Annotated in this window: 1 protein-coding gene; it reads left to right on the forward strand. The window is 68.7% G+C overall.

Annotated elements, in window-relative coordinates; translation table 11 throughout:
- A partial coding sequence (locus QZ709_RS08620; protein ID WP_294636877.1) for a TonB-dependent receptor occupies positions 1 to 2559 on the forward strand: 2559 nt, incomplete at its 5' end.
- Positions 2560 to 2641 lie beyond the last annotated feature (82 nt).

The raw sequence follows: 2641 nt of genomic DNA on the forward strand, positions 1-2641 counted from the left end.
AGCCTGGAGTCGTCGATCAGCACCAAGCGCAACGCGGATGCCATCGTGGAGGCCATCTCGGCCGAGGACATCGGCAAGCGGCCCGATGTGTCCATCGCCGACGCGATCTCGCGCCTGCCCGGCCTCACGGCCCAGCGCGTGGCAGGCCGGGCCTCGGTCATCAGCATCCGCGGCATGGCGCCGCGCTATGGGGTGACGCTGCTGAACGGCCGCGAGATCGTCTCCACCGGCGACAACCGCTCGGTGGAGTACGACCAGTTCCCCTCGGAGCTGATCAACGCCGCCACCGTCTACAAGACGCCCGACGCCGGCCTGGCGGCCCAGGGCCTGTCGGGCACCGTCAATATGAAGACGCTGCGCCCGCTGGACTTCGCCAGCACGCAGGCGGTGCTGGGCGCGCGCGTGGAGCGCAATTCCAACGGCTCGCTGAACCCCAAGATCTCGGGCAACGGCAACCGGCTCAGCGCCTCCTACGTGACGCAATCGGCCGACCGCCACTGGGGTGCAGCCGTGGGTTTCGCCCACCTGGACTCGCCCAACCAGGAGAAGCACTACAAGAGCTGGTGGTGGGCCAATACCAGCGTCTGGGGCTCGCCGCTGCCGGGCACGCCCAACGATTCGGTGGCGCTGCAGGGCTTCGAGCTGGGCGCCGCGTCCTCGCGCCAGAAGCGTGACGGCCTGATGGCGGTGCTGGAGTACAAGCCTGGCAACGGCTGGCACTCCACGCTGGACCTGTACTACTCGCGCTTCGACCAGACCGAGGCGCGCCGCACGGTGATGGCCGACATGTCGGTCTGGGCCGGCGCCACCTGGGCCAATGCGCAGACCACGGTGGTCAACGGCGACAAGCTGGTCACCAGCGGCACGGTCAACAACGTCAACCCGGTGGCGCTGACCACCTTCAACCAGCGCCAGGACGACATCCGCGCGATCGGCTGGAACAACGCGCTGAAGCTGGCGGACTGGACGCTGGTGGGTGACCTGAGCTGGTCCAAGGCCAAGCGCGACGAGCAGAACGCCGAGCTGGCTGCCGGCGCGCCCACGCGGGTCAGCCTCGGGCCGGTCAGCATCGCCACCGGCGACGGCCTGTCCACCTTCAAGCCGGGCTTCGACTACGGCGACGGCCGCCAGGTCGTCCTGGCCGACCCGCCCGGCTGGGGTCGCGACGGCCGCAGCCAGTTCCCCAAGGTGGGCGACGAGATCAAGGCGCTCAAGCTGAGCGCCGGGCGCAGCTTCGACGGCTTCTTCAACAGCTTCGAGGCCGGGCTGGATCATTCCGAGCGCGACAAGCGCATGAACCGCACCGAGGTCTACTACAACCTCAAGAACAACCGTGCGCCGGTGCTGGTGCCGGCCAACCTGCTGCGCGAGCCGACCGATCTGAGCTTCGCCGGCAGCGCCATCCGCATGGTCAATTTCGACCTGCCCAGCGCGCTGGGCCTGTACGACACCGTGGCCGCCTCCACCGACCAGGCGCCGGGCCGCATCTGGTCCGTGCACGAGAAGGTCACGGCCGCGCATGCCAAGCTGGGCTTCGATGCCGAGTGGGGCCTGCCGGTGCGCGGCAGCCTGGGCCTGCGCGTGGTGCATGCCAAGCAGTGGAGCAACGGCCTGCTGTGGAATGCCAAGACCAACCAGAGCGATCCCACCACCGGCGGTACGAGCTACACCGACGTGTTGCCCAGCCTCAACCTGGCCGTGGACCTGAGCGACCGCACCGTGCTGCGCTTCGGCGCGGCCAAGGTGCTGGCGCGGCCCAACATGGAGGACATGCGCGCGGGCTTCTCCAACATCACCGTGGGCGAGCAGGACCGGCGCTGGTCGGCCAGCGGCGGCAACGCCGCGCTGGAGCCCTGGCGCGCGGACGCGGTGGACCTGTCGGTCGAGCACTACTTCAGCAAGCGCAGCTATGTGGCCGCGGCGGCCTTCCACAAGCACATCACCAACTTCGTCTATGGCCAGGGCATCCCGTTCGACTTCACGGGCTTCCCCAACCCGACGCAGTGGACGCCCAACGGCAACATCGGCACGCTCAACACCCAGGCCAACGGCCAGGGCGGCATGATCGCCGGCACCGAGCTGAGCGGCTCGCTGGATGGCGGCCTCCTGAGCCCCGCGCTGGACGGCATCGGCGTGAGCTTCAGCTACGCCAACACCCGCAGCTCGCTGCACGAGGAGAACAACGTCAGCAAGCCGCTGGACGGGCTGTCGGGCGTGGCCACCAACTTCACGCTCTACTACGAGCGCCACGGCGTCTCGGCCCGCATCGGCAGCCGCCACCGTTCGCCTTTCGTGACCACCGTGCGCGGCACCTTCGGCGAGAACGTGCCCAGCATGATCTCGGGCGAGACGCTGATCGACGCGCAGATCGGCTATGCCTTCGAGACCGGCACGTTCAAGGGACTGTCGCTGACGCTGCAGGTCAACAACCTGCGCGACCGGCCCTACCGCACGCGGGTGGGCATCTCCTCAGGCGCGAGCGACCCGAACTCGACGCTGCCCGAGCGCTACACCTCCTATGGGCGCCAGCTGCTGCTGGGCGGCACCTACAAATTCTGACCCTGACCCCACTTTTCCGATGACCGCTCACCACGCCCCGACCCGCCGAGACTTCCCCGCCGACTTCCGTTGGGGCGTGTCC

This window comes from uncultured Aquabacterium sp. (genome assembly GCF_913773725.1).
In the GTDB taxonomy this organism is placed as follows: domain Bacteria; phylum Pseudomonadota; class Gammaproteobacteria; order Burkholderiales; family Burkholderiaceae_C; genus Aquabacterium.